The 25,206-nt window shown below is 67.7% G+C and carries 25 protein-coding genes; 15 read left to right on the forward strand and 10 right to left on the reverse strand.

The window, feature by feature from the left end; genetic code table 11:
* Positions 1-5: 5 nt before the first annotated feature.
* Entirely contained in the window at positions 6-1,373 is a 1,368-nt protein-coding gene (locus tag EF834_RS08660; RefSeq protein ID WP_408014497.1) for a FecCD family ABC transporter permease, read from the reverse strand.
* Positions 1,374-1,885: 512 nt separating this feature from the next.
* Here EF834_RS08660 and EF834_RS08665 point away from each other — a divergent pair.
* Positions 1,886-2,347 (forward strand): PaaI family thioesterase, encoded by a 462-nt coding sequence (locus EF834_RS08665; protein ID WP_408014487.1) that lies wholly within the window; start codon positions 1,886-1,888, stop codon positions 2,345-2,347.
* Positions 2,348-2,359: 12 nt separating this feature from the next.
* Here EF834_RS08665 and EF834_RS08670 read toward each other — a convergent pair whose 3' ends face one another.
* Together EF834_RS08670 and EF834_RS08675 are read right to left on the reverse strand one after the other, a co-directional pair.
* Entirely contained in the window at positions 2,360-3,730 is a 1,371-nt protein-coding gene (locus EF834_RS08670; protein ID WP_127946827.1) for an NAD(P)/FAD-dependent oxidoreductase, read from the reverse strand.
* A 73-nt stretch (positions 3,731-3,803) separates the two neighbouring features.
* Positions 3,804-4,847 carry a tyrosine-type recombinase/integrase gene (locus EF834_RS08675; protein WP_127947303.1) on the reverse strand — a complete coding sequence of 348 codons (1,044 nt, stop codon included), beginning with the start codon at positions 4,845-4,847 and terminating at the stop codon, positions 3,804-3,806.
* Positions 4,848-5,224: 377 nt separating this feature from the next.
* On the opposite strand from EF834_RS08675, the gene EF834_RS08680 reads away from it, so the two are divergent.
* The gene (locus tag EF834_RS08680) at positions 5,225-5,458 is read left to right on the forward strand and encodes a hypothetical protein (protein WP_127946828.1); all 234 of its coding nucleotides are present in this window, start codon (positions 5,225-5,227) and stop codon (positions 5,456-5,458) included.
* A gap of 4 nt (positions 5,459-5,462) precedes the next feature.
* On the opposite strand, the gene EF834_RS08685 is transcribed toward EF834_RS08680, so the two are convergent.
* Positions 5,463-6,236, reverse strand: coding sequence for a SigB/SigF/SigG family RNA polymerase sigma factor (locus EF834_RS08685; RefSeq protein WP_235871075.1), 774 nt, complete (start codon positions 6,234-6,236; stop codon positions 5,463-5,465).
* A 368-nt stretch (positions 6,237-6,604) separates the two neighbouring features.
* Here EF834_RS08685 and EF834_RS08690 point away from each other — a divergent pair, with 368 nt between their 5' ends.
* From EF834_RS08690 to EF834_RS08725, 9 genes are all read left to right on the forward strand, one after another.
* The gene (locus tag EF834_RS08690; protein WP_127946830.1) at positions 6,605-7,246 is read left to right on the forward strand and encodes an arsenate reductase ArsC; all 642 of its coding nucleotides are present in this window, start codon (positions 6,605-6,607) and stop codon (positions 7,244-7,246) included.
* 165 nt (positions 7,247-7,411) lie between these two features.
* Entirely contained in the window at positions 7,412-7,975 is a 564-nt protein-coding gene (locus EF834_RS08695; RefSeq protein ID WP_164874104.1) for a hypothetical protein, read from the forward strand.
* 595 nt (positions 7,976-8,570) lie between these two features.
* The gene (locus EF834_RS18190) at positions 8,571-8,714 is read left to right on the forward strand and encodes a hypothetical protein (protein WP_164874105.1); all 144 of its coding nucleotides are present in this window, start codon (positions 8,571-8,573) and stop codon (positions 8,712-8,714) included.
* Positions 8,715-9,014: 300 nt separating this feature from the next.
* Positions 9,015-9,668 (forward strand): TetR/AcrR family transcriptional regulator, encoded by a 654-nt coding sequence (locus EF834_RS08700; RefSeq protein ID WP_127946832.1) that lies wholly within the window; start codon positions 9,015-9,017, stop codon positions 9,666-9,668.
* Positions 9,669-9,681: 13 nt separating this feature from the next.
* The gene (locus tag EF834_RS08705) at positions 9,682-10,344 is read left to right on the forward strand and encodes an enoyl-CoA hydratase/isomerase family protein (RefSeq protein WP_127946833.1); all 663 of its coding nucleotides are present in this window, start codon (positions 9,682-9,684) and stop codon (positions 10,342-10,344) included.
* Positions 10,345-10,370: 26 nt separating this feature from the next.
* Positions 10,371-10,862, forward strand: a complete 492-nt coding sequence (locus EF834_RS08710; protein WP_127946834.1) for a hotdog fold domain-containing protein — start codon at positions 10,371-10,373, stop codon at positions 10,860-10,862.
* Between the two features lie 95 nt (positions 10,863-10,957).
* Positions 10,958-12,661, forward strand: a complete 1,704-nt coding sequence (locus EF834_RS08715) for a GAF domain-containing sensor histidine kinase (protein ID WP_206615220.1) — start codon at positions 10,958-10,960, stop codon at positions 12,659-12,661.
* A 10-nt stretch (positions 12,662-12,671) separates the two neighbouring features.
* Positions 12,672-15,179, forward strand: a complete 2,508-nt coding sequence (locus EF834_RS08720; protein WP_127946835.1) for a glycoside hydrolase family 65 protein — start codon at positions 12,672-12,674, stop codon at positions 15,177-15,179.
* Positions 15,180-15,323: 144 nt separating this feature from the next.
* Positions 15,324-15,743 carry an Hsp20/alpha crystallin family protein gene (locus EF834_RS08725; RefSeq protein ID WP_127946836.1) on the forward strand — a complete coding sequence of 140 codons (420 nt, stop codon included), beginning with the start codon at positions 15,324-15,326 and terminating at the stop codon, positions 15,741-15,743.
* Positions 15,744-15,748: 5 nt separating this feature from the next.
* Here the strand turns inward: EF834_RS08725 and EF834_RS08730 are convergent, their stop codons facing one another.
* Genes EF834_RS08730 through ppsA form a run of 3 tightly spaced genes read right to left on the reverse strand, consistent with a single transcriptional unit; the run spans position 15,749 to position 19,408 of the window.
* A complete protein-coding gene (locus EF834_RS08730; protein ID WP_127946837.1) occupies positions 15,749-16,630 on the reverse strand; it encodes a universal stress protein in 882 nt (293 codons plus the stop codon).
* Between the two features lie 13 nt (positions 16,631-16,643).
* On the reverse strand, positions 16,644-17,072 hold the full coding sequence (locus EF834_RS08735; RefSeq protein WP_127946838.1) for a CBS domain-containing protein: 429 nt from the start codon (positions 17,070-17,072) through the stop codon (positions 16,644-16,646).
* A 5-nt stretch (positions 17,073-17,077) separates the two neighbouring features.
* Positions 17,078-19,408 (reverse strand): phosphoenolpyruvate synthase, encoded by a 2,331-nt coding sequence (ppsA, locus tag EF834_RS08740; RefSeq protein ID WP_127946839.1) that lies wholly within the window; start codon positions 19,406-19,408, stop codon positions 17,078-17,080.
* Between the two features lie 227 nt (positions 19,409-19,635).
* On the opposite strand from ppsA, the gene EF834_RS08745 reads away from it, so the two are divergent.
* Positions 19,636-20,610, forward strand: coding sequence for an Acg family FMN-binding oxidoreductase (locus EF834_RS08745; protein ID WP_127946840.1), 975 nt, complete (start codon positions 19,636-19,638; stop codon positions 20,608-20,610).
* A gap of 19 nt (positions 20,611-20,629) precedes the next feature.
* Complete coding sequence (locus tag EF834_RS08750) at positions 20,630-21,208, forward strand: CBS domain-containing protein (protein WP_127946841.1); 579 nt, start codon at positions 20,630-20,632, stop codon at positions 21,206-21,208.
* Here EF834_RS08750 and EF834_RS18195 read toward each other — a convergent pair.
* A complete protein-coding gene (locus EF834_RS18195) occupies positions 21,200-21,361 on the reverse strand; it encodes a hypothetical protein (RefSeq protein ID WP_164874106.1) in 162 nt (53 codons plus the stop codon). The genes EF834_RS08750 and EF834_RS18195 overlap by 9 nt on opposite strands.
* A gap of 38 nt (positions 21,362-21,399) precedes the next feature.
* On the reverse strand, positions 21,400-22,290 hold the full coding sequence (locus EF834_RS08755; RefSeq protein WP_235871076.1) for a universal stress protein: 891 nt from the start codon (positions 22,288-22,290) through the stop codon (positions 21,400-21,402).
* A 159-nt stretch (positions 22,291-22,449) separates the two neighbouring features.
* On the opposite strand from EF834_RS08755, the gene EF834_RS08760 reads away from it, so the two are divergent.
* Complete coding sequence (locus tag EF834_RS08760; protein WP_127946843.1) at positions 22,450-23,103, forward strand: response regulator; 654 nt, start codon at positions 22,450-22,452, stop codon at positions 23,101-23,103.
* An 83-nt stretch (positions 23,104-23,186) separates the two neighbouring features.
* On the opposite strand, the gene EF834_RS08765 is transcribed toward EF834_RS08760, so the two are convergent.
* Positions 23,187-23,852: a metalloregulator ArsR/SmtB family transcription factor gene (locus tag EF834_RS08765; protein WP_127946844.1), complete on the reverse strand. Its 666-nt coding sequence runs from the start codon at positions 23,850-23,852 to the stop codon at positions 23,187-23,189.
* 146 nt (positions 23,853-23,998) lie between these two features.
* Between EF834_RS08765 and EF834_RS08770 the strand changes: the two genes are divergently transcribed.
* Positions 23,999-25,174, forward strand: coding sequence for an NAD(P)/FAD-dependent oxidoreductase (locus tag EF834_RS08770; RefSeq protein ID WP_127946845.1), 1,176 nt, complete (start codon positions 23,999-24,001; stop codon positions 25,172-25,174).
* Positions 25,175-25,206: the final 32 nt, after the last annotated feature.

The raw sequence follows: 25,206 nt of genomic DNA on the forward strand, positions 1-25,206 counted from the left end.
GACGCTCACAGGCTCGCCAGCTTCCTGCGCCGGACCAGCGCGACGAAGAACGGGGCGCCGAAGACGGCGAGCACGATGCCGACCTGGAGTTCACCCGGCCGCACCACGACCCGGCCGATCACGTCGGCCATCACGAGCATGAGGCCGCCGAGAACGCCGGCGTAGGGGACCAGCCAGCGGTAGTCGGGACCGGTGATCGCGCGCGCCACGTGTGGAACGACCAGACCGATGAACGCGATCGGCCCACACGCGGCGGTGGCCGCCCCGGTGAGCAGCGTGATCGCGGCGATGCCCACGATGCGGGAGACGGCGACGTTGGTTCCCAGCGACCGTGCCACGTCCTCGCCGAGGCTGATGACATTGAGGCTGGGGGTGCTGGCGATCGCGATCACCAAGCCGAGGATCAGGAACGGCAATACCTGCCAGAGGATGTCGTACCCGCGACCGGCCATCGAACCGACCACCCAGAACCGGTAGCCGTCGAGCGAGGTCTGGTCGAGGATGACGACCGCACTGGTCATCGCCTGCAGGAAGAACGCGACCGCGGCCCCGGCGAGGGCGAGACTGAGCGGGCTGGCGCTGCCGTTGCCGATCGACGAGAGACCGAACACCGTGATCGACGCGAGCGCCGATCCGACGAAGGCGAACCACAGGTACTGGCCCGGGGTGGCCAGCCCGAAGGCGTAGATGGCGATCACGACGAGGAATGCGGCGCCGGCGTTGAGGCCGAGCAGGCCGGCGTCGGCGAGCGGGTTGCGGGTGTGGCCCTGGATGAGGGCACCGGCGACGCCGAGGGCGATACCGACGACGAGACCGAGCAGGGTCCGCGGGATGCGCAGCGTCTGCACGATGATGTCGGTGTCGCCGCCCGTCGAATAGAACAGTGCGTGGAAGATCTCGCCGAACGACAACGGCCGGGCCCCGACCGAGACGCTCGCGAACAGCACGAGCACCAGCAGGACCGCGAGCGCGGCCAGGCCCAGCAGTCGTCGGCGACGAATGGCGGCCAGCGAGGTATCGGGTGCCACCGGTTCGAATCCGTCCACGCGGGCAGTGGATTCGCGCACCACCTCCGTGCCGCGATCCCACCAGCGCTGCAGTGCGCGCCGGACACCGATCGGTGCGCAGGTCTCGATGTCGCGGGTGACGAGGCCACACCATCCCTTGCCGACGGTCGTTCCGGCTCGGCCCTCCCGCACACCGCGGTTCCAGACGAACAGACCGATCGCGACCGCCAGTGCCGCCCCGCCGAAGACGGACCGGTCCGCCTGGCCGCCGCCGTTGATGTCGGCGAGCGAGTCGACCAAGTACCAGCCGATCAGGACTGGGATCGCGATGACGCACAGGTCGATCACGTTCGCGACCGCCCGCAGCTGCCACGGGGCGGGGCCCTCGGGGACGACCTCCTTGCCGAAGTCCCCGCCGCCCCTGTGATCACCGAGGTCACCGCGGCCACCGAGTGCATGCTTGCGCGTCGACGAGTCCGGACTCGTGTCAGGCGGGCGGGTCGTCACGACGGGGGTGCTCCTGGGGACGGGAAGGCGAAGGGAAAAGACGCGGTCGAGCATCAGGTTACGGAAGCCTAACCGAACGTGCGACGGCGGTATCCGCGCCGCGAGACCAACCCCGCCCCACTCTCGGGTTGCGAATTTAGGCGAGCCTTGCCTATGCTCATGCGCAGGCTGCCGGGCCGTGCGGAGTCCTGAGGGCTGCAGAGACTCCCGGTCCATTCCACGGCGGGTTCCGCGCACACGCGCGGAACCCGCCGATTCGCTTCACCCGGTAGGGCGGATCAATCGCGCGCAGCGGCGTCGGGCACCATGACGGGAAACGTATGCGGTAGGCGGCCCGGCATCCACGGCCGCCAGACTCGAGGGAGCGGATGATGGCGAGCGACGCGGAGCGTGGATCCATACCGGGCGCCGGAGCGGACCCGGCGGAAGTCGGCGCATTCCTCAACAGGGGATTCGGGGAAGCAATCGGGCTCGAGTACACCGAACTCTCCGCCGACTGCGTCCGCGCGCAGTGGAAGGTCACGCCCGCGCTCTTCCAGCCGTGGGGAATCATGCACGGCGGCGTGCACTGCGCGGTCATCGAGTCCCTCGCCAGCGTCGCAGCCAGCCTTTGGTTCGGTGACCGCGGTCATGTCGTCGGGGTGAACAACAACACCGACTTCCTGCGCGCCACCCGCGACGGCATGCTGTTCGCCGAGGCCACTCCGGTGCATCGCGGACGCACCCAGCAGTTGTGGCTCGTGACCGTCACCGACGAGCAGGACCGGCTCGTCGCACGCGGACAGGTGCGGTTGCAGAACATCGCCGAGACGTCGGCGCTCGGCAACGGCTGACGGAGGACCGGGTCAGCCTGCTTCGCGCGATTCGCCGGCGGACGCCCGACTGTGCTCCTGGAGCATGTCGATCGCGTTGCGCGCGAACACCTGTTGCTCGGTCGACGTCATCTGCGCACGGCCTCTGCCGAGGAACGAGACTATCCACGAGAACACGGTCGACAGACGGCTGCGGAACCCGATCAGGTACATCAGGTGGACGACGAGCCACATGACCCAGCCGATGAACCCGCTGATCTCGAGCTTGCCCACCTTCGCGACCGCGCTGAACCGGGAGATCGTCGCCATCGAACCCTTGTCGAAGTACTTGAACGGTTCCCGGTCCTCGGGCCGCGCGCCGTCGAGCCCGGCCCGGATCTCCTTGGCTGCGTACTTGCCGCCCTGCATCGCCACCTGAGCAAGGCCAGGCAGGTCGTCGAGCGCCATCATGTCACCGATCACGAACACGTTCGGGTAGCCGGGGAGAGTCAGATCCGGGTTGACGTGGACTCGGCCGGCGCGGTCGACCTCCGCACCGGTCTGCTCACCCAACTGCCTTCCCAGCGGGCTGGCCTGCACTCCGGCCGACCACACCTTGCACTGCGACTCGATCCGGTTCTCGGTGCCGTTCTTGTGCTTGACGACCAGCCCGTCCACATCGACGTTCGTGACCATCGAGTCGAGCTGGATCTCGACGCCGAGCTTCTCGAGCCGCTCGGCGGCCTTGGCGCTGAGTTTGCCGCCGTACACGGGCAGCACCGACGCGGCGCCGTCGAGCAAGACCACCCGGGAGTCGCGCGGATCGATCCGCCGAAACGCCCCCGCCAACGTGCGGTGCGCGAGTTCGGCGATCTGCCCGGCCAGCTCGACGCCGGTCGGCCCGGCACCGACCACGACGAAGGTGAGCAGCCGCGCTCGCTCTTCGGGATCGTCGGACAGTTCGGCCTGCTCGAACGCCCCCAGGATGCGGCCACGCAACTCCAGGGCATCGTCGACGGTCTTCATGCCGGGCGCGAACTCCGCGAAGTGATCGTTGCCGAAGTACGACTGTCCGGCACCGGCAGCGACGATGAGGGAATCGAACTCGGTGACGGTCTCACGGTCGAGCAGGTGGGAGGTCACCTTGCCCGCTGCGAGGTCGATCGTCTCCACGTCACCGAGGAGGACTTCGACGTTCTTCTGCTTGCGCAGCACGATCCGGGTGGTCGGCGCGATATCCCCGACGGACAGGATCCCGGTCGCCACCTGGTACAGCAGAGGCTGGAAGAGATGGTGCGTCGTGCGGGCGATCAGCGTGATGTCCACCGGCGCGCGCCCGAGGGCCTGGGTGGAGAACAGTCCGCCGAATCCGGATCCGATGACCACGACGCGATGGCGGCGTGTAGGCGTCGACGAAGTGCTCATTCCGCGCTCCTCGAAAGTCGTCGAACCGTGCTTTCCCTGCCACCGTAGCCGCCGCGCGCAGCGTGCCGCCGCATCAGTGGTCGTCGAGCAGTCGATAGAGCGGGTTGCGCGCCGCCGCCTCCCGCACCCCAGCACCCGCACCCTCCGTGTACACCTGGGTGGTGTTCATCGACTCGTGGCCGAGCATGCGCATGAGGGTGAAGATGCTGACGTTCTCGTCGGCCATGTTGGTGGCGAAGGTGTGCCGGAACTGGTGCGTGAGGGCGCCCTTGGCGCGTTCCCCGTTGATCCCCGCCCGCTGATAGGCCCGCAGCACGCGGTACTGCAGCGTGCCGCGAGTGATCCGGCTGCCGTCGGCGCCGACGAAGAGCGGATCCGTGCTGCGGAAGTACTGCCAGGCGGTCGCGACTTGCGACACCCGACGTTTGGTCGTGGCCGGAAAGCGGTCGATTCGCGACTCGAGATAGCCGGTCAGGGCTGCCACGAGCGCGGGTTCCGCAGTGGCGACACGTTCCTTGCTTCCCTTCCCGCGGACCAGGATCACCTTCGTCGCTCCGGTCGATCCGTCATCAGCGGCGCTGCGCACATCCCCGATGTTCACCGCGATCAACTCGGACGACCGCATGCCCGTCAGCAACGCCGTGAGGATGATCGCAAGGTCGCGTTCGCCCCACGGACGGACGCCGTCGGTGTCGTCCTCCTGCAGGGTCGCGATCAGTCGGGCGACCGCGTCCGACGGGAGCGCCTTGGGAATCCGCCTGGGCGCCTTGGGTCGCAGCACCGCCGACATCGGGTTCGCAACGATTGCGTCCAGAGAAAACAGGAAATCGCACAACGTATTCCAGGTGGACCAGCATCGACGGATCGACGCGACCTCGTGCGTTGCAGCGAACGTCGCAAACGCCTGCTGCATCGCCGGCTTGGTGATCACATCCACGGACAGTTCGCTCACCGCGGTCCCGGTTTGGTGAGCGAGGAACTCGCAGATTCCGGCATAGTCCTGCCGGTACGCCTTGAGGGTGTTCGGGGACGGCTTCGCGGTACTGCGGTGTAGCAGGAACTCATCGAACCAGGCGTCGAGTAGTCGTTGGTCGTCACGCACGCTGTCCTGATCCATATCTTTCGCTGCCACGCGCCTTCCGCTGCTACTCGTCTCGGATCGAACAGCACATGTGTTCGATTCGTATCGGAAGTGTATAGGCAACTCGAGACGACGGGGCGGTGAAGCGGGTGGCTGTGGCGTACGGGGGGAGAGGCGGCTTCACCCTCGGTTTCACCCTGGCGCTTCTTTCGCCGACTACCCCGATCTCATAGTTTGAACACGGCCAGGCACGCCCCCCGACGTGTGCCTGGCCCCTTGCTTTCCGGGCCGTGTCAGTCGCGAAATCGCACCTCGCCAGACCGTTTTCGGGGGGTTATCGGTGCGGGGATCTGGGTACTCGTCATCTACGCCGGCCGCGCGTGTGCGAGCCGGCCCCGATGAGGAGGCGAGTAATGGCGACCTGCGAGACGTGCGGCAACGACTACGACAAGGCGTTCACGGTGGTCATGGGAGACCGCCGAGGGGTCTTCGACAGTTTCGAGTGCGCGGCAAACGCGATGGCTCCCGTGTGTGCGCACTGCGGATGCCGCATCCTCGGCCACGGCGTCGAAGACGAGAGCCGCATATTCTGTTGCGCCAACTGCGCGCGGATGGCCGGCCACGAGCGGCTGGTCGATCGCGTGTGACCAATCACTGTTCGAGTTGATTGCGGAGTGTCGCGAGAGACCGGGCCAACAGGCGCGAGACGTGCATCTGGGAGATCCCGACCTCCTCGGCTATCCGGTTCTGCGTGAGGTTGGCGAAGAAACGCATGAACACGATCCGGCGCTCGCGGTCGGACAGGGCGGCGAGCACCGGGCGGAGCGCTTCATGATTCTCGACCGCCTCTAGACCTGCATCGTCGTCGCCGAGCTCCTCGGCGAGCGGATGTCCGCGGGCGCGACCGTTCTGCGGGGCGTCGACCGATACCGTCTGATAGGCGTTGGCCGCGAGAAGTCCCTCGGCGACGTCCTGCTCACCGATCCGTAGCTCGGCCGCGATCTCGCGCCGAGTAGGAGGCCGCTCGAGGCGCTGCGTCAGCAGTGCGGCCGAACGGGTTATCTCGAGATGCAGTTCCTTGACCCGGCGCGGCACCCGCACCGCCCAACCTGTGTCCCGGAAGTGTCGCCGAACCTCGCCCATCATGGTTGGCACCGCGAACGCAACGAAGTCGGAGCCCACGCGCACGTCGTAACGGTTGACCGCATTGACCAGTCCGACCCGAGCGACCTGGACCAGGTCGTCGTGGTACTCACCGCGGCCGTCGAACCGGCGGGCAATGTGGTCGGCGAGGGGGAGACATCGCGTGACCACCGAGTCGCGCAGCACTCGGTACCGCGGATCGGTGCGGTCGAGCGCCGCCATCGACTCGAAGACCGCACCGACGTCGCGGTATTCGCTGGTGTGCTGGGCCGATCCGCTCACACAATCGCCTCGCGGTGCCGGTGGAGCAGGCCCGGTGCCGTCGCGCGGAACCGGGATGGCTGCCTCACGTGTCCTCCTCGGACATCGGACTCCGTTCATCGTATGACGCACAGCAGCCGGTTGGGAGCGATCGGAGAGGGGAGCGGCGCCCGGTCGTCCAGCACCGGCGATTTCGATTTCGAGGTCGGGCCCAGGCCGCCCGCTCGCCCGGCACCGCGCACACAAAGCGAACGGTCGGACCTGGTAAGGCCCACCGGCCCGCCATGCGACCGGGTCGCGAGCGCGGCACGGACGTTGTGCACGATCGTGATCTTCTTCGCGTTTCATGGGGGCGGCGGCTACCTACCGAAGGACCACAGGAGGCGACAATGAGCCAGCGCGTTGACCGTCAGCAACCCGCCTTGTTCTTACCCGCGGCCGTTCTGTCGCGCGCCGCAGATCACTTGGCCAAGAGGTATGCCGGAATCTTCTCCCCGGAGACGGTCGAACGGGCAGTGGTCGAGTCCTACGAAGCGCTTCGGGAGACCGCCACCGTCCACGCCCATCTGGCGGCCCTCGCGCCGAATCTCGCGGCGGAACGACTGACCGCCCGCGCCCGCGCAGACGGGAGCGTGCCCAAGACCGAGCCCGACGTGCTGTTCATCTGCGCCCACAACGCCGGCCGTTCCCAGATGGCCGCAGCGTTGCTCGATCACCACGGCCACGATCGGGTCCACGTGCATTCGGCGGGGTCGACACCGACCGGGGAGGTCGATCCGGGCGTCGTGGAGGTGATGGCCGAGAGCGGTCTGGACCTGGCTCCCGCGTACCCCAAGCCGTTGACCGACGACGTGGTCGCCGCCGCCGACATCGTGGTGACCATGGGGTGCGGAGACGCCTGTGGCGTCTACCCGGGGAAGCGGTACCTCGACTGGCCGGTAGCCGACCCGGAGGGACAACCCGTTGAGGTTGTGCGCGAGATCCGAGACGAGATCGACGTCCTCGTGCGTGGTCTGCTCGCCGAACTTTGACGAGCGCCCGGGTCGACCGGAGATAGTCGATCTGCGTTTGGAACCGGTTCCGGGCGTCGAGAATGCCCTTTCTCAATCACTCTCCGGTGTGGCCGGCGATCGACCGACCCACTTCGGATCTGCCAGGTACGATTTGTCATCTCATTCCGAAGCTCTGGAGTCTTCTTGAAACCTGCCATCAGTCGTCGCGATATGCACGAGTCCGTCGCCTTTCACATGGGGGACATGGGCTTCGAGTCGGTCAGTACGCGCGCTGGTTGGACGGACGATCTGTTCCACGTCGACGGTCGCCGCGTCGTGGGACTTGGAACGATTACGAGATCGCCTGTCGACGAACAACATCTGACGGGCATCCACCAGACTTTTTACCTGGGAAAGACCAACGATCGCTGGGTGCACTTCTCATACGGGGGCTACACCAGCGAGGCACGATCGTTCGCGAACCGGATGGGAATCGCACTGTTCGAATTCGACGGGGATGGGCGGATTGTGGCGCTCTCCAGGTTGGCCCGCAGTTTCTACCGGCGCAAGCCGACGGAACGCTGGAAGGTGCGTGCCGTGCAGGAGGTCGCAAGGTTCGCGGCACTAAGCCTGATCATGGGCGTGGTACTCACGTTCCCGGTGGTCGGCTGGACACTTCTCGCACTGGCTGCGCTGCTCGTGGCCGGCAAGGTTTATTCGCGGGTCGCGGGCACTAGTGCGCCGTCGGACCGTGCCCAACGTGCCTGACGGAATTCCTTCGCCTAGGGGAGAGGTTCATGGTTGAGGAGGAACGTCACCAGAAGCCACCGCACCTGCCCGAACTTGCCGTCGACTACTGATCGGCTGCGCTAGATCCGGGACGAGGTCGACCGCCTGGCGCTCGGCCTGCTCGCCGAACCCGGAGAGCTCACCGGGCCGCGAGTAGCACGAAACATGTTGCTGTACATGGATATTCGGTAATATCCATGAGGGTTGACTCCGGGAAGGTGGGACTTGCGGCGGGGAGAGTGGCCGACTCCTGCAGACCGTACGTCGGTTCGACGCCGTCCGTAACGGTAAGCCGTATCCGTGTCGTTGACGCGCACATTGATCTCGCGGGTGTGCCGATGGCTGCGTTGGTTGGCACCGCGTCCGTCGCCTCCTGGCCGGGAGGGAGGTGTGGGTTCGGATCGTCGATTCGCCCTGACCCGCGCGCACTCCGGGTCGGATTGGGTGGATCGGGAATCGCGTCCTGCTCGGCCCTCGGGGACCGCCCGGGTTTACATTACTTGACATAATGTCGATTATCGGCACACGGACAGTGTGCGGAACATGCTGCAGACCAGGCTGTTTCGAGGCACACGTGCGGATCTATCGCGTCGCGCAACTGGCGTCCCGGTGGATGTCCACGACGCGCCGCGCGTCGTCGACGGCCACCACGGTCGCGTCCCGTACGGCATGCGGTGAGCCGGCGAAGCCGTCGGTTCTCGGTTCCGCCGGTGTCTGAATCATCGACTGGCTCGACCCTCGACCCTGTCGTGACCGCTCTCCCGGCTTGCCGCCTTACTCCTTCGAAACGTCACTATGACGAAATGAGGCCAGGCAGCCGGGCGCCCAGGCGTGCCGACGCATCGGCCAAGCCGCAATTCCAAACGTGGCGGGCTCGCTCCTGGTGGCCTTTTCCGGTAGGCGGGAGCCGAACGGGCCCGCGTCCACGCTTTCGTGTCGGTTCGCTGGAGGCGTCGGCCTGCCCTGCAGACAAACGGGCGTTTAATAGTAGAGCAAATGCTCTGTTATTGTGGGCGCCATGCCCCGACCCCGCGTTCACGATCTCGAGCAGTTGATGGATGCCGCAGAGAAGCTGGCCGTCGATTCAGGACCTGCGGCGGTCACTGTCCGGGCGTTGTCCGAACTCACCTCGGTGTCCAATGGCGCCATCTACCACGCGTTCGGGTCTCGCGCGGGCCTGGTGGGCCAAGTCTGGCTACGAGCCGCACAGCGATTTCTGACCATGCAGAACGGGGCGGTCGACGCTGCGTTGGAGCTGGGAACAGGACAGGATGCTGCGATCGAGGCGGTCGTCGCCGCCGCCGACGCCCCGGCCCGATTCCTGCTCGACGCTCCGGTGTCGGGCCGATTCCTACTCACCGTGCGGCGCAACGAACTCCTCGGCGCCGGCGACCTCTCGAACGACCTTGCGGCCGATATCCGCAACCTCGACGACACCCTCGCGGAGCTGTTCGTCCGTCTTTCGCGCGCCATGTGGCACCGCGCAGACAGGAACGCCGTGGACGTGATCAGAGATTGCGTCGTGGAGCTACCCGGCGCGCTGCTGCTGCGAGGTCGACGCACACCCGATGCGGCTGTGCGTCAACGCCTCGCGGCGGCCGTGCATGCGTTGTTGGCACTGGAACCGCCCCTACCTCTATCGACGTCAGTGCACACCACAGCCGACAAGTGAAAGGAACCGACCGATGACTGCAACCCTGGACTACCGCGACGACATCGCCGTGCTGAATCTCGGCGATAGCGAGAACCGCTTCTCCCCCGAATGGCTCGACACCGTCAACGCCCACCTAGGTGAGATCGAGACGACAGCACGCGGCCTGGTCACCGTGGGCGCCGGCAAGTTCTACTCGAACGGACTGGACCTGGAATGGCTCATGGCCAACGGGAGCCGGGCCGAATGGTATGTAGGGCAGGTCCAAGAGCTGTTCAACCGGATCCTGACCTACCCGCTACCCACCATCGCGGCGGTCAACGGACATGCCTTCGGCGCCGGCGCCATGTTGGCCATCGCCCACGACTACCGAGTCATGCGCGAAGACCGCGGCTACTACTGCTTCCCCGAAGTGGACATCAATATCCCCTTCACGGTGGGGATGGCCGCTCTCATTCAGGCGAAACTCACTCCGCAGACCGCGATCACCGCGATGAGCACCGGACACCGGTACGGCGGCGCCGAAGCGATGGCGGCTGGGTTGGTCGACGATACCGCGGCGGAGAGTGAACTCGTCACAACCGCGATCAGTCGCCTGGCACCGATCGCCGGTAAGGACCGCGGCACCCTCGGGGCGATCAAGGCGACCATGTTCAGCTCCGTCACCGACGCGTTGCGGCAGAGCCGTAGCCAGTAACCGATCACAGACAGGATTCCCACGTCATGACCACTTCCACCACCGCACCCATCGGCGAAAACCTCCGAATCTGGAACAAGCTGCAGAACTTGCCTTTCGGCAACTGGATCTTCACGCGGGCAGTGTGCCTGAAGGCCCCCTACTTCCGGACGGTCCACCCACTGGTCCACGAGTTGCGGCCCGGGCTGTGCCGCGTCAGCGCCCCCAACCGGCGAGGCGTGCGCAACCATCTCGGCACCTACCACGCCATCGCCTCGTGCAACATGGCCGAGCTTGCCGGCGGCTTGATGACCGATGCCACGATCCCCTCTACCCACCGATGGATTCCGATCGGCATGACCGTGGAATACAAGGCGAAGGCCACTACTGCGGTCACCGCGACCGCACGCCTGGACTCGATTCCCGAGTTCGGAAATGAGCCAACCGAACTCGTCGTTCCTGTCGATCTTCTCGACACCGACGGCAACACATACTTCACTGCAAGGATCACTATGAGGGTGTCCAAGAAGTCTCGCTGAGCTGCTGAGATCTACTTGGTCTCACTTCAGAGCCTGGTCGTTGTCACGTTGCCGACAACGCCGAAGGTGCCCAGGTTACGTGGAACAATGACGCTGTGGCCCCCAGGCCGAGACCGGGAAGTCAACCGGAGGTTCCGGATCAACTCGGCAAACCCGAGTTGATCGTCGAGTCCTGTCGTACGCGAGATCAACTCGAGGGTCTCGTGCAGGCCCTGCTCGAGGTGACGGGCGACCTGGATCTCCCCCAAACGTTGCGCCGTGTGGTCGCCGCCGGAATGCGGCTGACCGGCGCGCGCTACGGGGCACTCGGGGTCCGTGACTCCGAGTGCCCTGGGGGACGCTTCTCGCAGTTCGTATTCGAGGGCATCGATCCGGCGACGGCGTCTGCCATCGGCGAGTTGCCGCAAGGGCGCGGAATCTTGGGTCTGGTGTTCGACGATCCGGTCCCAGTGCGACTCGACGACCTGCACGCCCATCCGGCGTCGGTGGGGTTCCCGGAGGGGCATCCACCGATGCGGACGTTCCTGGGGGTCCCGATTCTCGTACATGGACGAGTGTTCGGGACCTTGTACCTGACGGAAAAGGCCGAGGGAGCGACCTTCACAGCCGACGACGAGAGCCTGGTCCGCGCACTAGCTTCGGCGGCCGGCATCGCGATCGACAACGCACGCCTGTACGACCAGTCGAGGGCTAGTCGGCGACGGCTCGAGGCGGTGCACGATGTGAGTACTGTGCTGCTCGCAGGCGGTGATCTCGATCGTGCGCTGCAGGTCGTCGCCGACCGGGCCTTGGAGCTGACCGGCGCCGACCAGTCGTTCCTGGCGATGCCCGCCGATCCGGACGCACCGGTCGAGGACATCGACGAATTGACGATCGTCGTCGCCGCAGGGCCGGAGTCCGCACGCGCGGTCGGTAGCGTCCTCCCGGTCACACGTTCGAGCGCCGGCCGGGTCTTCCGGATGCGCACGCCCGCCAATTCCAACCAGCTCGAATACGCCCCGTTCGACCGCGCGCTGGACGCGTACGGGCCCGCGCTGATCGTTCCCCTGCGGGCCGGGGATGGTGTGACGGGCGTGCTTGTGACCTTGCGGCGCCGCGGGCGCCCCGCCTTCAACTCCGACCAGCTGGCGTTGATGACGTCGTTCGCGGATCAGGCGGCTCTCGCGCTACGGTTTGCCGCCGCCCAACGCGAGAAACACGAGCTGCACCTGCTCGCGGACCGCGACCGGATCGCTCGGGATCTGCACGATCACGTCATCCAGAGGCTGTTCGCGGCCGGGCTCTCGCTGCACGGCACGGTGGATCGGATGACGTCGCCGGAGCTGCGGGCGCGGATCGACGCGACGATCGACGAATTGCAGGAGGTGATCGCCGACATCCGGGCCACGATCTTCGATCTGCACGACGGTGGTGGCGAGCCGCGCCCCCTCAGGCAGCGCCTGCGACGCGCAGTGGCGGACCTGACTGCGGACTCCCCCGTCGAAACGAACATTCGAATCGGAGGGCGCGTGGCGGACCTGACCCCGGTCCTCGCCGACCACACGGAGGCGGTCGTGCGTGAGGCGGTGAGCAACGCGGTCCGGCACTCGGGTGCCGCGCACATTCGTGTCCTCGTCAACGTAGGCGATCGTGTGACGGTGGAGATCGTGGACGATGGGTGCGGTGTCGGCGAGCCGGCAGAGCACGGCGGGCTCGCGAACCTGGCGGCACGAGCCGACGAGGTTGGGGGGACGTTCAGGTGCGATTCGCCGGTGGGCGGTGGGACGCGGGTCCTCTGGTCCGCTCCCGCGGCCGGTTGAACGGACACCGATGGCGGCGGACGGAGCTGAGGAGGGCACGAGGCCCGCGGGCGAGGCGACGTCCGATCCGGACTGCGAACTGTGCACGTTGGCCGCGTCGGCGGGCGACGCGGGTCAATGGCTGTTGATGTTCACCGGGTTCGATCCGGCGACGGAGGGCGTGCGCGAAGCGCTGTTGACTCTCGCAAACGGGTTCATGGGGACGCGCGGCGCATTGTCCGAGTGCCGCGCGGATGGCGTTCACTATCCGGGCGTGTACGTGGCCGGGTGCTACAACCGCCTGACTTCGATGGTCGACGGGATGCATCACGAGGACGAGAGCCTGGTCAACCTTCCCGACTGGACGACCGTGACCTTCCGGGGCGACGGTGGTGACTGGTTCTCCCCCGCCGGTGACTTCGATCTGCTCCACCATCACGTGGGGCTCGACATGCGCGGCGGGGTCCTGTTACGCGAGTCGGTGATCGTCGATGCGCGCGGGCGGCGCACCCGGTTGAGGCAGCGTCGGATCGTGTCGATGGCGCAGCCGCATCTCGCCGCGATCGACACCGTCGTGCGTCCGGAGAACTGGTCGGGCACCCTGGCGGTTCGCTCGACGTTGGACGCGGACGTGCGAAACACGAACGTCAGGGATCTGCTCCGGTTCGCCGACCGGCACCTCACCGACGTGAGTGTCGGGGGGTTCGGACTCGATGTGGTCTGGTTGCGGACCCAGACGAGTCAGTCGCGTGTCCAGGTGGCGCAGGCGGCCCGGACTCGCGTGGGCGTGAACGGGATGGGGATCGCTGCCACACACTCGCGTCGGTTCGAGCGGGAGACCGTCAGCGATCAGTTTGCGGTGGAGGTGCATCGCGGTGGGTCCGTCGAGATCGAGAAGGTCGTGGCGGTGCACACCTCCCGGGACCGCGCGATCTCGGAGCCCGTGTCAGCCGCCCAGCAAGCGGCGGAATCCGCGCCGGGGTACGAGCAGCTGCTCGCCGCGCACGTGGAGGCGTGGGACGGTCTGTGGCAGCGGTTTGCGATGTGTCTCGATGCGGGTTTGCGGGTGCGGCAGGCCACGAACGTCCAGATCTTCCATATCCTGCAGACGTTGACCCCGCACACGGCTGATCTGGATGTGGGTGTACCCGCGCGCGGACTGCACGGTGAGGCTTACCGCGGGCACGTGTTCTGGGACGACCTCTTCGTGTTCCCGGTGCTGAACATGCGACTGCCGGAGTTGACGCGGGCGCTGCTCCTGTACCGGTTCCGTCGACTGCCGCAGGCGCGGCGTCTGGCAGCGGCGCAGGGTCTGTCGGGCGCGTTGTTTCCGTGGCAGAGCGGCAGCGACGGCCGAGAGGAGACCCCGCGGGTGCTGTTGAATCCGCGGTCGGGTCGATGGATGCCGGACAACTCGCGGCGTCAGTATCACGTGAATCTGGCCATCGCCTACAACGTGTGGCACTACTGGGAGGCGACGGCGGATCTAGGTTTCCTGGCGGCGTTCGGAGCCGAGTTGCTGGTGGAGAATGCGCGGTTCTGGGCGAGCCTGGCGATTCACGATCCGGACACCGACCGGTTCGACATCCGGGGAGTGATGGGTCCGGACGAGTTCCACGACGGTTACCCGGACAGGCCGGGTGCGGGGGTCGACAACAGCGCCTATGTGAACGTGATGGCGGCGTGGTCGCTCGCGCGGGCGCTCGACGCGTACCGGATCCTCGGCGAGAACGAGGGCATCGGGTTGTGGGCACGGCTCGATGTTCACGACGACGAACTCGCACGGTGGGATCGGCTGCGTCGCCGGTTGCGCCTGTGTTTCCTCGACAACGGGCTGCTCAGCCAGTTCGAAGGCTACGAGACTTTGGCGGAACTGGACTGGGAGGCATACCGATCGAGGTACGGCAACATCGGCCGGCTCGATCTGATTCTCGAGGCCGAGGGTGACAGCTGCATTCGCTACCGGGCCTCCAAGCAGGCCGACGTGTTGATGCTCCTGTACCTGTTCACGGCCGAGGAACTCGTGTCGATCATTCACGAGATGGGCTACCCGTTCGATCCGGCGTCCATACCGGACACCGTCGAGTACTACCTGGCTCGGACCAGCCACGGGTCCACGCTCAGCAGAGTCGCGCACGCATGGGTTCTCGCGCGCGGTAACCGGCGTGGGTCGTGGAAGATGTTCGGCGAGTCCCTGGAAGCGGACCTGTCGGACACCCAGGGCGGGACAACTAGGGAGGGCGTGCACCTGGGTGCGATGGCGGGAAGCATCGACCTGTTGCAGCGGTGCTACACGGGTTTCGACATCCGTGGTGACGTGCTGTGGCTGCATCCGCTGTTGCCGGACGAGCTGAAGCTTCTCGAGTTCGACATTCGCTACCGCGATCACTGGGTCCATCTGCGGTGTGACCACTGGGAGCTGACGGTGTCGACGAAGCCGAGCGCGGCTGCCCCGATCCGGATCGACATCAATGGCCGCTTGTTCGCGCTCGCCGCGGGCCAGAGTGTCACGGTGGCGGTGGAGAATCCCCCGGTGTGAGAATCCGCGCGAGTGAGAGTCCCGTGTGCGCCCAGCGCGACGGCCTGGCCGGCGGTGTGACGAACGGCCCTCCCCTGTTCAGCCGGACGGGCGTCGAATGGGGATGTAGCCGATTCCACGGTTACGTGACAGTGAGGAGTGGTCATGTCCAGCGTTCCAGCTCGCCGCCGGTCCGTTCTGCCCGACCTGACCGAACTGTTCGACGCGTTCCCGGTCACGGGGTTCCGTCCACCGTTCGGTGGCAACCTGATCCGGGTCGAGGACCGCGTCGAGGATGACAAGTACACGCTGCGTGCCGAACTTCCCGGTCTGGATCCGGAGGACATCAAGGTCAGCATCGAGGACGGCCGGTTGACGATCGAGGCGGAGCGGACAGAGGAGAAGTCCGAGGGCGGGCGATCGGAGTTCACGTACGGGTCGTTCAGCCGCGCGGTGACGTTGCCGCCAGGCGCCGACGAGGACGCGGTCGACGCGGCCTACTCGAAGGGGATTCTCGAGGTGACGGTCGGCATGTCCGCCAAGGGAGCCGGTGCCAAGCACATCGACGTCAAGTCCGGAGACTGACGGTTCTACTTGGAGCGCACCACCAGCAGCGGGTTCGTGACGGCGTGCAGTAGGGCGGCGCTGGTGGAGCCGAGGGTCATCGCCGGGAATCCGCCGCGGCCGCGGCTACCGACGACGATGAGCCGGGCCCCGGCGCCGTGCGTGAGCAGATTGCGTACCGGGCGGTCCTGCACCACGATCGTGTGGACGGTGACATCGGGGTACTTCTCCTGCCATCCGGCGAGGCTTTCGGACAGAACGGCTTGTTCGGCCGCTTCGGTGGTCGGCCATTCGATGCGGTGCGGGTCGGTCAGCGAGAACGGATTCAGCATCGAGAGGTCGCGATCCGACCAGGCGTGGAGGGCGAGGAGATCCGCTTCGTGCAGGGATGCTTCCTCGAACGCGGCGGCGATGGCGGGTCCGCTCGCCTCGGACCCGTCGACGCCGACGACGACGGGTCCGGTGAGGGGCGGTTCGCCGGGTTCGGGCCAACTGGGGACCACGACGACCGGGCACCGGGCGTGACGAGCAACCGCGGAGGTGACCGACCCGGTCAGACCGCTGGTGAACTCCCCGAGTCCTCGGGTGCCGAGGACGACCATTCGTGCCGATTCGGAATCCTCCACGAGGGCTTGCACGGCGGGTAGCGAGGAGAGTTCGCTACGGGTGTCGACGAGCTGGCCTTCGTCCTCTAGCGCCACGAGCTGCCGCGCGTCGTCGATGCAGCGTTCACCGGCGATGCGCAGGTCGTCGGTGAACGGTGAACCGGGTCCGATGCCCCCGGTGCTGACGCTCGACACGAGCAGCAGGGTGTCGCCACGTAGTCGAGCCTCGTGCGCGGCCCAGCGGACTGCATCACGGGATGCGGCGGAGCCGTCGACGCCGACGACGATCGGGGATGTGCTCATGCGGATCTCCTGCTCATGCGGATCTCTTCGGGGGCGGCGGTGGGGTTCCCTCGCTGAGCGCCCGCACCAGGTCGAGGCGTGTGACAGCGCCGATCGGGGTGAAGCCGTCGACGACGGGCACGGTGCAGGTGCGAGCATCGCGGTCGGTCAGGGCCGCCACGATGTGGGTGATGTCGGTGTCGGCACCAACGGCGAGGACGGGCGAGGTCATCGTGTCGGAAACGCTGTCCCAGCCGGTACTGGCGAGATCGATGGTGTTGAGCAGGGCGCGGATCCGGTCGAGCAGGTGGGTTGCGGTGACGATTCCGACGAGGCGCCCGGAGGCGTCGACGACGTGGAGCGCGGACTCCGGGTCGGGGCCGAGCAGGTGGGCTGCGTAGGCGAGGGTGGCGTGTTCGTCGATGGTGACCACCCTGGTGGTCATGATGTCTCCGGCGCGCACCGGATTCACTCCTTCGTCCGGGCGGACGCGCGGGCGTGGTCGAGCAGGATGCGCCGCTCGGCGGCGGCGATGATCCGCCGGGTGCGGGCCGCCGAGTCGGCGGTCACGGACACCGAGGTGATGCCTCGTCGCACGAGGTGTTCGGCCAGGCGGGGGTCGGTGGAGACTGCCTGGCCGCACAGCGAAGTCGTCAGTCCGCAGCCGTGGGCGCGATCGATGATGCGGTCGATGGCGTCGAGGACGGCCGGGTCCATGGTGTCGAACAGGTCCTTGCACACCCCGGAGTCGCGGTCGACGCCGAGGGTCAACTGGGTCAGGTCGTTGCTGCCGATCGATACTCCGTCGATGCCGAGGCGTGCGTAGGCGGGGATCCAGTAGGCCACCGACGGGACCTCGGCCATGATCCACCGGTGCATGCCGCGGTCTGCGCCGAGCGGATGACGGTCGAGTTGGGCAAGGCACTCGGCGAGTTCCCAGCGGGTGCGCACGAACGGGATCATCAGGTGCACGTTCGGCAGTCGCTGCCGGACCCGGTGCAGTACGTCGAGGTCGAGCGAGAACAGTTCGGGCTCACGCACGTAGCGGAAGCAGCCGCGGTACCCGATCATCGGGTTGTCCTCGTCCGGCTCGACGTCACCACCCTCGAGTGCGGCGAACTCGTTCGAGCGCAGGTCCACGGCCCGGTAGACGACGGGCCGGGGCGCGAAAGCGGCGGCGATGTGTTCGACACCGGCCGTCATGTCGTCGATGTACTCCTGGCGGCGCCCGGCCGCGATCATCGCCGCGGGATGCGCGCCGCCGAGCGCACCGGTGATCATGAATTCGGCGCGGAGCAGTCCGACGCCATCGACGTCGGTGGCGGCGACGGACTCGGCGGCGTCGGGGGTCGCGAGGTTGACGTACAGCGTGGTGGCTGTGGTCTCGGCGGCCGCTGCCATCGGCGCCAGCGGTGGCCGTTTCCTGACGCCGGGTTTCGCCGCCGGGGTCACGGTTCCGGCGAACACGATCCCGCTGCCGCCGTCGACGGTGATCTGGGCGCCGTCCTCGATGACCTTGGTGGCGTCGTGGGTGCCGACGACGACGGGCCGGCCGAGTTCACGGCCGACGATCGCCGCATGGCATGTCACTCCCCCACCGTCGGTTACGATCGCGGCGGCCCGCCGCAGCACGGGCAGCCAATCGGGACGGGTCATCGGGGCAACGAGGATGTCGCCGTCCTCGAGTCGGCCGGAGTCCTCGAGAGTGGAGAGCACACGTGCAGTGCCGGTCGCTGTCCCGGGCCCGGCGCCGAGCCCTTGGACCAGTGGTTCTGCGGTGTCCCGGGTTTCGCCCCGGGGTTCGTGGCTGTCAGCTCCGGTGTCGGTGGCGCCGAGGGTGGTGATCGGGCGGGTCTGGACGAGCCACAGGTGTCGGTCCTCGATCGCGAACTCGAGATCCTGCGGCGCGCCGTAGTGCTCTTCCACTGCCGCTGCGAGTTTCGCGATCTGCTGGACCTGTGCGGCGTCGAGGACCTGCCGTGTGCCCTCGGCGGGCGTGAGGTTCACGCGCTGGTCACCGTCCCGACCGGGCCGGATCGCGAACGACTGGTTCCCGATGTGTTTGTCGAGGAGGGTGAAGCCGTCCTTGGACACGACGTAGGTGTCGGGTTCGACCTGGCCGCCGACGACGACCTCACCGAGACCGAGCGCGGCTTCGATGACGATCCGGTCGCGAGCCCCCGTGCGGGGGTCGGCGGTGAACACGACCCCGGAGCAGTCGGACCGGACCATCCGCTGGACCACGACGGCGATGGAGGGCTCTTCCTCGTAGCCGCGGAGGATGCGGTAGGTGAGTGCACGGGGTGTCCACACTGATGCCCAGCAGTTCCGGACCGCGTCGATGAGTGCGTCCTCGCCGACGACATCGGTGTAGCTCTCGTGAATGCCCGCGAACGACGTGTCCGCGGCGTCCTCGGCCGGTGCCGACGACCGCACAGCGACTGGCACGTCGTCGCCGAGATCCCGGTATGCGCGGCAGATCTCGGCCTGCAGGTCGTCGGGCAGGGTCACTTCGCGGACGAGTGTCTGCAGGGCGCGGGACTCGCGGGTGAGCAACGTGTCGTCCGCCGACCGGCAGGCGGCGCCCCGGTCGGCGAGGCCCTTCCGGATTCCGGCTGCGTCCATCGCCGCCAGGTAGGCCCGTTCGGTGACCGCGAATGCTGGGGGCACCGGGAACCGGGCGCCGGCGAGTTCCCCGAGGTTGGCGGCCTTGCCTCCGACCGACGGTGCGTCCGCGGGGCCGAGGTGGTCGATCGATGTGGTCCACCGTTGCCCCGTCGGGACCGACTCAGCTGCCATTTCCGCTCCTCGGTATGAGTACGGACGTGATGAGTACAGGCATGCTGCTTCCAGGAAACACCGGCCGTCGCGGCTCCCACAGGGCACAAGGTCATCGGTCCCACCCGATGCGATTCGCCGCCCGATTAGGGCGCTTCGGACGCCGCTCGAGGAGTGCGTTCCGGGCGCCGCCCGGTGGGGCACTACGACCCTTGCCGCGGAGGATCGGCCGCGGCAAGACTTGGTGAATGGTGGCCGGTCCGGGAATCGCCCAGGTCCGGCAGGCGGTCGCGACGGCCTGCCGGGCACCGTCGCTGCACAACAGTCAGCCGTGGCGGTGGCGGATGGCCGCCGGGCGGCTCGAGTTGCACGCGGACGGGTCTCGGTCGGTGCCGGTCGCCGATCCACTCGGACGTCAGATGGTGATCAGTTGCGGAGCGGCACTGCACCACCTCACCGTTGCGGTCACGCGGTACGCGACAGCCTGCCGCGTCGAGCGCCTGCCCGACCCTTCCGACCCGATGCATCTGGCCACGGTCACGTTCGAGCAGATCCCTGAGGCCCGGGTACCGGCCGCGGCGGAACAGGTCGCGGCGTTACGGCGTGCGATCGACGCGCGGCGGACCGACCGTCGCCCGTTCGCTCCGCCGCAGTCGAACGATCTGACCGGCCTCGGCGAGGACGCGGTGGAGATGTTTGCGGCGACGCTGACGCTGCTCGGCGCCGACGGTCCGGCCCGACTGCTCGAGGCCGCACAGTGCAGCGCGTCGGTGCGCCGCTACGACCCGGACTATCACGCGGAACTGTACTGGTGGGCGGGCCACGTCGCCGTCTCTGAAGGCGTTCCCCGTGCGGTCTTGCCGGCGGCGGGGCCAGTTCCGGTCGGCCGGGAGTTCCCGGTCGGCACGCTGACGTCGCCGCCGGGCCCCGACCGTGCCGCCCTGGCGGTGATCAGCACCGATGCGGACACCCGGCTGGACTGGCTCCGCAGCGGTGAGGCGCTCTCGCACGTCCTGCTGACCGCGACCGTGCGTGCGCTGGCGACGTGCCCGCTGACGAACCTCACCGAGGTGGCGGCGAGTCGGCGCATGGTCGGCGAGGCCGCTGCGGCCGGCGGGGAGCGACGAGGATTCGCCCAGATCGTCGTGCGCCTGGGTCGCGGTCCGGTCGGTGAACTGCCGGTGACGGGTCGGCGCCCGATCGAAGAGGTGTGGGAGGCGTGAGCTCGGAGGGAGCAGCGAGATGCGAGCCCGACACGTGATGAGCAGTCCGGTGACGACCGTGAGCACCGGCACCACCGTCGAGCAGGGGATCCGGTTGCTCAGTCGGCATGGCTACACCGCGCTGCCGGTGGTGGACCACGAGGACGCTCTGGTCGGCATCGTTTCCGAAAGCGATTTACTGCAAGGCGAATTCGTGCCCGGCGCACCGGGAGCACGAAACCCGGAGCGGACCGTCGGAGAGGTGATGACGAGCCCGGTGGTGGCGATGAGCCAGGACGTCGACATCAGTGCCCTCGCGTCGGCGATGCTCAAGTCCCGGTTGCACAGCATCCCGATCGTCGACGGTGTCGCGGTGATCGGGATCGTGACCCGCCGCGATCTCGTCGAGGCACTCGCGCAGGACGATCACAACATCGACCGGGAGGTGCGTCATCGCCTCGAGGTGTACGGCGGCACCCACCGGTGGACGGTGGCGGTCGAGGATGGGGTCGTGTCGCTCGGCGGCGATTTCCTCGATGACAGCGAGCGTCGGATAGCGGAGGCACTGGCAGGATCGGTCCCGGGGGTCATCGCGGTGCGCAGCGGGCCGTCACCGTGAGGAGGACCGCTGTTCGCGCCCGTCAGGCAGTTCCGGGAGGTCGCCGGAGAGCACCACGCACGGACGGCACCGCAGGTAGGCGTATGCGATTGCATCGGTCACGAGAACCGATGATCCGGTCACGAGGAAAATCCGCTCGTCAGGCGTGTCCACGGTGACTCCTGGCCTGGGGACTCGTTGGCTGAGCTCGCTCATGACCGGACGATCATGAGCGGACAGCTCGCCGTATGCAGCAACGCCGCGCTCGTAGAGCCCAGCAGCATGCCGGCGAACCCCCCGCGTCCGTGGGTGCCGACGACCAGCAGATCGGCGTCGGCCGCACGGGTCCGGAGCGAGTCGGCGGAGCTGCCGCGGACGACGACGCGCGCCACCTCAGTGTCCGGGTAGCGTTCGGCCGAACCGGCCAGGCTTTCGGCGAGGACTACCTGCTCGGCGACCTCGACTTCGTCCCACGGCAGGTCGAGTTGGTCGTCGAAGGCCGTCGACAGGTCGAACGCCGACCACGTGTGGACGGCGACGAGGCGGGCACCGCGCAGGGAGGCCTCGGCGAACGCCGCGTCCAGCGCAGGTTTGCTGTGCTCGGTGCCGTCGACGCCGACGACGACCTCGCTCGGTCCCGAGCTCTGCCCGGGTTGTTCCCGGATCACGACGACCGGGCAGTTGGCGTGCGAGGCCAGTGCCGTGGCGACGGATCCGGCTAGCACCGCGGTCACCTGCCCCAGGCCACGGCTTCCGACGACGAGCATGCGGGCCGACTTCGACACCTCGATCAGCGCGGGCCGGGCGGGTCCGTCGAGGACGTCGGTGGTGATCTCGGTGATGCTGGACGCGGTGTCGGTGGTGCGGGCGATCGCGGCGGCCTCCTCGAGGTTCGCGTGCACCGCCCGGTCACGATCGGCAAAGTAGCTGTGCGGCAGCCGGATCCCGTCCCCGTACGGGGTCGGCGCACCGAGAGCCGAGACGATCCGTAGGGAGCACCCGTGCAGCCGCGATTCGCGGGCGGCCCAGCTCACCGCGGCGAACGACGTGGCCGAGCCGTCGATCCCGACTACGACCGGGGCCTTCGTCTCGACAATGTCCACGCGGACCCTCCCTGATCTGGAGTGACACCGACCTCGAGTGACACCGATTGCGAGTGTCACCATCGTCTCCGGGCTCGGGGGGCGCGGGTAGGGCCGGAAGACCCCGGGCGGGGCCCGGTCGTCGTACGATCGGGTGGTACGCGCTCAGGAGATGCCGAGATGCTGACAGTGTTCCTCGTCGACGATCACGAGGTGGTGCGCCGCGGTCTCGCCGAGCTGGTCGACGCTGACGAAGATATGCAGGTGGTCGGCCAGGCCGAGAACCGCTCGCAGGCCCTGTCGCGGATTCCGGCGCTCCGCCCCGACGTGGTGCTCCTCGACGTACGCCTGCCCGACGGCAGCGGAATCGACGTGTGCCGCCAGCTCCGCGCCCGCATGCCCGACCTGCGCTGTCTGATCGTGACGTCGTTTCGTGATGAACGTGCGATGCGGGACGCGGCGGCGGCGGGTGCGAAGGGCTATCTCGTCAAGGACATTCGCGGGATGCAGCTGGTGGAGGCGGTACGTGCGGTCGGCGCAGGCCAAACGCTTCCGCTGCCGGCGGAGCCCGCGCCGCGGCCACAGCGCCGACGTGACCCGCTTCCGGAGAACCTCACCGCCCAGGAGCGGCGTCTGCTCGCGCTGCTGGGCGAGGGACTGACCAACCGGCAGATCGCGGCACGGATGTTCCTGGCAGAGAAGACGGTGAAGAACTATGTCTCTCGGCTGCTGGCCAAGCTGGGTGTCGAGCGCCGTACCCAGGCCGCGGTCCTGGCGGCTCGTGTCGAGGCCACCCCGGACGCTGCTCCAGGCGGTTCCGTCGGCAATCGTTGAGAAGCCGCCCGGCTGACATTCCGCAGTCGAGACGTAATTCGCTGCCTGGCAGGGACTTCGGGTGCGAGGCAGCGGAAGCCGGATCAGGCCGATCGAGTCTCCACCGGTAGCCCCGCGAGAGCCCATTCGAGCATTCCCTCGTCCAGACGCTTCACGTCGCAGCCGGCGGCGCGGCCGATACGGACCGCGTCGGGGGCCATGACGCACAGGGTTCCGCGGCAGTAGGCGACGATGTCGCGGTCGGCGGGAAGTTCGGCGAGGCGGTCGGCGAGTTCGGCGACCGGGACGTTGATGGCGCCGGGGATGTGTCCGGCGGCGTACTCCTCGGGCGGTCGGACGTCGATCAAGGTGATCTCGCCGGCATCGCGTCGGCGGATGAGCTCGTCGCGGGTGATGGCGTCGTCGGGAGACCCGAGGACCTGGGAGGCCGCGCGGGCGACGTCGGCCACGTGCGCCTCGCCGACGGACTGCACCAGGGCGAACAGGTGGGCAACGTCGGTTCCGGCGAGACGGTAGTACTGACGGGTGCCGTCCCGGCGGGCTGCGACCAGGCCACCCGACTTGAGCGTCTGCAGGTTGGCCGAAGCGGTGGTCAGGTTCATCCCGGTCGCGGTCGCGATGGCTTCGACCGGGCGCTCGCCCTGGGCGAGTACCTCGAGGATCTGCAGACGACGGCCGTTGCCTAACGCCTTGCCCACGCGGGCGATCTGATCGAACAGCGCCGCCTTGCGATCGGACAACTCTCCCACCTTGCATCTCCAATATTCTTTGGAATACAGTTCCATTATGCCTTGGTGCAGCTGTCTGGTGCAGCGCAGCAAGCCGCGAGTCTATTCACGCCCCACCGCTGCCTCCTCCTCGAGTCGGCAGGTGGGCGCTAGGAAACGAGAAGCTCATGAGCAAGACTGTCGCCGTTCTCGGTGCCGGAGTGGGCGGGCTGACCGCCGCTGCCGAACTGCGTAAGGCCCTGCCCGCCGAGGATCGGATCGTACTGATCGACCGCTCCTTCACCGGCAGCCTCGGTCTGTCACTGCTGTGGGTGCTGCGCGGCTGGCGTACCCCCGAACAGGTCACCGTGCGCCCCACGGCGGGCACGCTGCCTGGCGTGGACATGGTCACCGCCGAAGTCGCGGGCATCGACCTCGAGGCGCGGGCGGTCGATTGCGATCCGGCCGGTCATATCGGCTATGACGCGCTCGTGGTCGCGCTGGGCGCAGGCCTGGACGTCGCGCGGCTGCGGGGTCTGCCGCAGGCCCTCCAGGCGGGGGTCGCGGGCCAGTTCTACACCCTCGAAGGAGCCGCTGATCTAAACCGCCGCGTCGGCGCACTGGAATCGGGCCGAATCATGGTGCTGGTGGCGGCGGTGCCGTTCAAGTGCCCGGCCGCACCATTCGAAGCCGCCTTCCTCATCGGAGACCAGCTCGGCGGCCGGTTCACCAGCGGCGCGGTACGGGTGGACGCCTTCACCCCGGATCCGCTGCCGATGCCGGTGGCCGGGCCCGCTGTCGGCAACGCCCTGGTGGACATGATGGACGGGAAGGGCATCGGATTCCACGGCGGCAAGTCCGCTATCAGCATCGACCCGCAGACGCGAACGGTCGACTTCGCGGACGGAAGCACCGAATCCTTCGACCTCCTGGCTGTCGTGCCACCGCATGCTCCGGGCGCTGCGGTGGCCTCGACCGGCCTCGGCTCCGCGGGCTGGATCCCCGTCGACCCCGCGAGTCTGGCTACGGCCACGCCTGGGGTGTTCGCGATCGGGGACAGCACGGCGTTGCTGCTGCCGAACGGCAAACCGCTACCGAAGGCGGCGGTCTTCGCCGAAGCCGAGGGTGAGGTCGCCGCACACCAGGTGGCCCGCTACCTCGGCTATGCCGCCGCCGACAGCAGGTTCACCGGTGATGGCGCGTGCTATGTGGAACTCGGCGGCGGGTTGGCCGCCAAGGGCGAGGGCAACTTCCTGACCCCGCCCGCACCGCAGGTCACGCTGCGCGAGCCGTCCGCCGCGTATCACTCCGAGAAGGAGCAGCAGGAGCGAGACTGGCTGGCTCGCTGGAACGTTCGCTCCTGATCCGCCGCGTGGCGGCTGCGTAAGGCTGCGTT

Source organism: Rhodococcus spongiicola, assembly GCF_004011835.1.
Lineage (GTDB): Bacteria > Actinomycetota > Actinomycetes > Mycobacteriales > Mycobacteriaceae > Prescottella > Prescottella spongiicola.